The organism is Gulosibacter sediminis (assembly GCF_030011715.1).
In the GTDB taxonomy this organism is placed as follows: domain Bacteria; phylum Actinomycetota; class Actinomycetes; order Actinomycetales; family Microbacteriaceae; genus Gulosibacter; species Gulosibacter sediminis.
Map to the genome: position 1 here is coordinate 1 of NZ_JASCYH010000066.1, position 6,129 is coordinate 6,129.

A 6,129-nucleotide genomic window follows, 5' to 3' on the forward strand; every position below is an offset into this window, starting at 1 on the left:
TTCTTGTAGTGCGGGCGGCGCCAGCACTACAAGAATCGACCACTCAACCCCCCCTCTCAGCCCCCATGGGTGGGGTGCGGTGGGTTAGCGTTCGGCGAACTGGTCGACGCAATCGATGGTGGCGTCGTCGTATTCGGCGTCCTCGTACTTCGCGTAGGCGGCCTTGTAGGCATCGAGGAACGAACCGGCGTCCTCAAGTCCGTAGCTGCCGGCGACCTCTTCCCAACTTGCCTCGGCCGAGTCGCCGACCTGGTCCTGCCATTCCTGCGTGGCCGACTCATCCCAGGCGGTCACCGAGTCGACGTCGGGCGAATCGAGCATTTCCTGGCACTGGCCCGCCGCCGAGCCGTTGAACGCCGCGATGGCCTCTCCCCCGTTGAACTCGGCCGTGACCTCGTCGACGATTTGCTTGAGGTCGTCGGGCAGGCTGTCATAGGCGCTCGCCGAGAACCACATGCCGAAGGTCGAGTACTGGCCGATCCCCGGGTCGGCCCAGTTCGGAATCAGCTCCATCAGGCGGTAGTTGACAGGGAAGTCGATCGCGCCCGCGGTCGAGTTGATCACGCCGCGCTCGACCGACTCATAGGTCTCGCTCGCGGTGATGGCGTTGATGTTCATCCCTGCGTCCTGCAGCACCTCCTGAATCACGGGGCCCGAGGCGCGCGCCTGCAGGCCCGAGAGGTCGGCGACGCTCGTGGTCTCCTCCATCGTGCCGATGAGTAGCCGGCCGACGGGCCAGGCCGACACGTAGTGCAGACCAGCCGAGTCCATGCTCGCGATCGCCGTTTCGTTCGTCGTGTGCAGCTCGTAGAGCGCCGCCGTGACGGCCTGCGAGTTCTGGTTGATGAACGGGATGCCGACGACGCTCAGCGTTGGGAAGTACTGCGGCGTGTAGTCGGGCACCGTGACGCCGATGTCGGCGCGGCCGTCGCGCAGGCACTCGACGACCTCGGGCGCGGCGCAGATCGCCTCGGCCGTGGTGCGTTCGATCGAGATGCGACCGTCGCTCGCCTCCTCGAGTCGGTCGAGGTACCAGTCCTGCGCCGCGGCGTTCGGCGTGCCGTCGGTGGCCGCCGTTGCCAACGTGAAGGTGTACTCGGCGGCGCCGTCGCCGCCCGAGGCTCCGTCGGAGCAGCCGGCGAGCAGCAGCGACGACGTGGCCGCGGCCACGAGTGCGTAATACGCGCCTTTCCGGCGACTTTTCTTTCTCAACATGAGCGCATTCCTTTCATCCCCGAATTCGGGCGTCGACTCTGACGCCACTAAACTCGGGGTGTAATTAATTGGGGAGTTATCGCAAATTCCAGTAGTTATAGGCTTCGGTGTGGTCCACATTGCCCAATTCGGTGAGCGCGTCGTCGAGCGCGCCCGCGACCGCGGCGCACACCGGGGCCTCGTGCTCGGCGGCCGCCTGCACGGCCTGCGCAATCTTGACGTCCTTCGTCATGAGCGGCAGCGCGAAGCCCGACGCGAACGCGCCGTCGACGATGTGCGGTCCGAGCACGTTCAGCGTGACGAAGCTCTGCCCCGTCGAGTTGTTGAAGATGTCGACCATCGTCTGGCGGTCGAGCCCAAACCGCTCGCCAGAGATCAGCGCCTCACTCGCCGCGGTATAGGCGGCGGCCGCGACAAAGTTGTTCAGCGCCTTCATTGCGTGGCCGGTGCCGAGCGCACCGGTGCGATAGATCTGCGCGCTCATCGCGTCGATAACAGGGGTCGCGCGGGCGATCGCCGCGTCGTCGTTGCCGCCGAGCATGATCGCGAGCGTGCCGCTGAGCGCGCGCTCCTTCGCGCCCGACACCGGCGCATCCACGAGGTGCACGCCCGCGGCGCTGAGCACCTCGCCGGTCGCGAGCGTATCCTGCGGATTCGACGAGCTCATGTCGACGACGACCGTGCCGGGTCGCAGCGGCAGCCGGAGGGTCGGCCCCGCGCCGCTGTCGTCGACGAGCACGCTCCGCACGATCCTGCTCGTCGGCAGCATGAGCACGATGACGTCGCACTCGGCCAGGCCGACCGCTCCGTCGAGGGCGGATGCGCCGATCCGGTCAGCGACCGCGTGCGCGCGCCCCGCATCCTCGTCGTACACGCGCAGGTCGAAGCCGGCCTTCGCGATGTTCGCCGACATCGGCTCGCCCATGGTGCCGAGGCCGACGAAGCCGACCTTGGTGGCGGTGTCGCCGTTCGGTGTTGAGGAGGTGGTCATGCTTGCCCAGCCTTTCCGCTCGTCGCATCGGCCAGTGCGTCATCGCCGTCACGGTGCGATTCGCCGTCGATTTCGAACGTCAAGCCCTGCTCATCCAGTATCTCTTCGAGCGCGCGAATTCCCTCGACGGCGCCGGGGATGCCGATGTACAGGATCGAATGCACGATGAGTTCGCGCAGCTCAAGCGGCGTAACGCCATTCGCGAGGGCACCGCGAATATGAATGCGAATCTCGTGCGACTTGCCCTGCGCGATGAGCATCGCAAGGGTGATCTTGCTTCGGTCTTTCAGCGCGAGGCCGGGCCGCTGCCAAATATCGCCGAAGCAGACTCGGGTGACGAACTCTTGAATCTTGTCATTCACATCCGTCGTGTGTTCGACCTGGTCTTCGGCACCCTGCACGCCAAACATATTCCGGCGCTGCGCCAGGCCGATTTCATACAACTCGTCTCGCTGCATATTGCTTCCTCTCAATTCGGGTCATTGTGGTGGTCATTAGCCGGCGGTCGACGCGACGAGGCCTGGCAGGAATAGGGAGATTTGTGGCACGAGGAAGAGCAGCGTCACGACGGCGAGATCCACAAAAAACAGTGGTGTGACGCCGCGAAATACCGTTTCGCTCGGCACGCCCGAGGTGCCCGCAACTACGAACACGTTGATGCCGACCGGCGGCGTAACCATGCCGATCTCGATGAGTTTGACGATGAGGATGCCGAGCCAAATGCCGTCGAAGCCGAGCTCAATCGCGATCGGGTAGAGAATCGGCACGGTGATGACGAGAATCGACAGCGATTCCAGCACCATGCCGAGTGGAATCAGGCACACGAGCAGCAGCGCCATCGTGAGCATCGGCGGCAGGCCCATCCCGGCGACCGCCGAGGTGATCGAATCGGGCACCCGCGCGGCAATAAAGAACGTCGAGAGAATGCCCGAACCGACGATGATCATGAAGACCATCGCGGTGGTCGAGCCGGTGTCCTGGAGCGCCGACCGGAACGCCGCGAGCACAGCCTTGAAGCCCTTCTTGCGGTTCTCGATGATAAGGATCACGACGGCCGCAACGGCGCCGATCGCCGCCGACTCGGTCGAGGTAAAGAACCCCGAGTACATGCCGCCGAGCACGATGGCGAAGAGGATCACGACGCGGATCGCGCCGCGCCAGGGCAGCTCGCGCCAGGGGGTGGTGTCGCCGGCGGGCTGCTGAGCTGGCGCATCCACCGTGGCCGTGGCCGACGCCGTCGTGCCCGAGGCGACCGACGACTTCGAGCGCAGGCCGCGCAGCTGCGCCGCGTCGGTGTGCGCCTTTTCCGACACCGAGGCGAGGCTCGCGTCGGCCGAGGTCGTGAGCTTGCGGCCGCGCGCCATGATGTAGATCGTGTAGGCGAGCGCCGAGAGCAGGCCCGGGATGATGCCGGCCGCGAGCATCTGCCCGACGGACTGCTGGGTGAGGATCGCGTAGAGCACGAGGAATGTGCTCGGCGGGATCATCACGCCGAGGGTGCCGGCGACCGCGACGAGCGCCGCCGCGAAGTGGGCCGGGTAGCCGTGGCGGCGCATCTCGCCGACCGCGAGCTTCGACATCGTCGCGGCCGTGCCGATGCTCGAGCCGGAGACCGCCGAGAAGCCGGCGCAGGCCATGACCGTCGCGACGCCGAGCCCGCCCGGGGCGCGGCGAGCGACCCGGCTCGCGATGGCGAAGACTTGCTCGGCCAGGTTCGCGCGCACCGCGAACATGCCCATGAGGATGAACATCGGCACGATCGTGAGGCTGTAGTTTGCCGTGTCCGAGAACGGCGTCGAGCCGAGCACGTTGCCGGCGAAGCCGAAGCCCTGCAGCAGCACAAGCCCGAGGGCGCCCGAGACGCCGAGCGCGATGGCCACCGGTGTCTTGATGGCGAGCAGCACGAGCAGCGCGACGAGCGCAATGATGACTGCGATGGTGGTCATACTCGGGCCCTTCGGAGGTCGCTGTCGGTTGTTTCGTCCGGCGACGGTGTCGAGGTTTCGGATTCGTCAGCGACGGCAATTTGGCTGGTCGCGAGCTCGACGTCGTCTTTCGCGCCGAGCGGGTCCTTGTTCGTAATGAGCCGGATCAGGTTCACGATCGCGACGGCGAGGAAGCCGAGAAGCCCGATGACGATGACCCAGCGCATTGGCCAGACCGGCCAGCGCACGAGGCCGAAGCGCTCCTCGCCGCGCTCGGTCGCTTCGATCGCCCGCGTAATCGACGCCCAGGTCATCCAGGCTAAGAACAGCGTGGTTACCGACCAGGCCACGAGAAAACATACTCGCGCCCAGGCGTCGTTGAGTCGATCGGTCACGAGCGTGACGGCGACGTGTTCGCCTCGGACGGCCGCGATCGGCAGCCCAAAGAAAATCGAAATCACGAGACACGATTCCGCGAGTTCGAGCACTCCCGGAATGCTCGCTTTTGTGATGTAGCGACTAATGACGTCGAGCGTGATTGCCAACATGAGTACCACCAGACTCAGCGCCGCAATAACGCCCATGAATTGACTGATTCCAGTGATAATTCGTTTCAAGGCCACCTCGCCTCCTTACTTTTTCGTCGCACCGGTCACTTATGTGCGCCGGCCGAATTCAGTGGTCCCGCCGCTGCGCTTCTTTGCTGACCGCCGACGGGTTTGCACCCCACATCCGAGTATTGCCGTCACGCGCCGCTAGGAATTGACCTGCGCCGCACACTGAGTTATCCAGCAGCGCACGCAGGATGCGCAAGAGTGCGGCCCGGAGCGGTGGTCGTTCGGGGGCGTAAACTTGTGAGGTCATCCCTTGATTCAGCGACGCATCAGGAGACACGCATGCCGATGCTCCACTCCCCCGTATCCCAGCCGCAGCCGACCTCGATCGTCGACGCGGTGGTGAACGAATTCATCCCACCGACGACGCCTGGCGGGGCGATCCGCCAGCGCGCCGTCGTGCATTCGTTCGCGCAGTGGGAGCGCGTCGTGGCGAAGCAGTTCATCAAGCTGCACCTGCGTACGACGTCGGACTCGTTCGAGGGGGTGCTTGAGCGCATTTGGGTCGAGGACATGTGCGCGACGTACATGTCGGCCGACCAGCATTCGGTGCATCGGCTCAGCACCGACACCGATCCCGACGACCCGCAGCTGCTCAAGCTCTCGCTGCTGGTCGAGGGCGAGTGCGTCGTGACGCAAGGAGAAAACAGCGCGTCACTCGGGCCCGGCGACGTCACTGTCTACGACACCGGCCGCCCCTACACGCTCGAGTACGCGGGCCCAATGCGCACGTTCGTGTTGATTTTCCCGATGCACTTGCTCGGCATTCCCCGCCGGCTGCTCGCGGATGCGACCGCGCTGCGGCTGCGCGGCGACGAGGGCATCGGCAAGGTGATCAGCCCGTTCATGCAGCACATCGCCGAGAACCTCAACATGCTCACCGACCACACGGGCGTGAAGGTCATGCACAGCGCGCTAGGGCTGATCTCGACGCTGCTCTCAAGCGAGCTGGCGGCCCAGACGAGCACCCAGCCCGAGGGGTACCGCGCCGACATGGACAAGTATCGGAGCTTCATCGAGGCGAACCTGAGCGACCCCGAGCTCTGCACTGAGTCGGTGGCGGCGGCGCACTTCCTCTCGACCCGCTACCTGCAGCACCTGTTTAGCGAGGACGGTACGACGGTGTCGGACTTCATTCGCACGCGGCGGCTCGAACGCTGCCGCGAGTCGCTACTCGACCCGGCCCAGGCCTCGCTGACGATCCTGCAGATTGCACAGGAGTGGGGCTTCGTGGATGCGGCGCACTTCAGCCGCACGTTCAAGTCGGCTTTCGGCATGAGCCCAAGCGTCTACCGCCGTGCCCACCAGTCGGCCACCCGCTCCTAACCCACGACAGCGAGGGGGTTGAGTGGTCGTTTTTTGTAGTTCTGGCGGTGCCAGAACT

Annotated in this window: 6 protein-coding genes; 1 reads left to right on the forward strand and 5 read right to left on the reverse strand. The window is 65.3% G+C overall.

The window, feature by feature from the left end; all coding sequences use genetic code 11:
- Positions 1-84: 84 nt before the first annotated feature.
- From QM019_RS12330 to QM019_RS12350, 5 genes are all read right to left on the reverse strand, one after another.
- Positions 85-1,215, reverse strand: coding sequence for a TRAP transporter substrate-binding protein (locus QM019_RS12330; protein ID WP_282853249.1), 1,131 nt, complete (start codon positions 1,213-1,215; stop codon positions 85-87).
- A 76-nt stretch (positions 1,216-1,291) separates the two neighbouring features.
- Positions 1,292-2,206 carry an NAD(P)-dependent oxidoreductase gene (locus tag QM019_RS12335; RefSeq protein ID WP_282853250.1) on the reverse strand — a complete coding sequence of 305 codons (915 nt, stop codon included), beginning with the start codon at positions 2,204-2,206 and terminating at the stop codon, positions 1,292-1,294.
- The gene (locus QM019_RS12340; protein ID WP_345961033.1) at positions 2,203-2,664 is read right to left on the reverse strand and encodes a carboxymuconolactone decarboxylase family protein; all 462 of its coding nucleotides are present in this window, start codon (positions 2,662-2,664) and stop codon (positions 2,203-2,205) included. The genes QM019_RS12335 and QM019_RS12340 overlap by 4 nt, the downstream gene beginning before the upstream one ends.
- Positions 2,665-2,700: 36 nt before the next feature.
- A complete protein-coding gene (locus tag QM019_RS12345) occupies positions 2,701-4,152 on the reverse strand; it encodes a TRAP transporter large permease (RefSeq protein WP_282853251.1) in 1,452 nt (483 codons plus the stop codon).
- A complete protein-coding gene (locus tag QM019_RS12350) occupies positions 4,149-4,679 on the reverse strand; it encodes a TRAP transporter small permease (protein ID WP_282853252.1) in 531 nt (176 codons plus the stop codon). The genes QM019_RS12345 and QM019_RS12350 overlap by 4 nt, the downstream gene beginning before the upstream one ends.
- Positions 4,680-5,027: 348 nt before the next feature.
- Between QM019_RS12350 and QM019_RS12355 the strand changes: the two genes are divergently transcribed.
- Positions 5,028-6,071 carry a helix-turn-helix domain-containing protein gene (locus tag QM019_RS12355; protein ID WP_282853254.1) on the forward strand — a complete coding sequence of 348 codons (1,044 nt, stop codon included), beginning with the start codon at positions 5,028-5,030 and terminating at the stop codon, positions 6,069-6,071.
- Positions 6,072-6,129 lie beyond the last annotated feature (58 nt).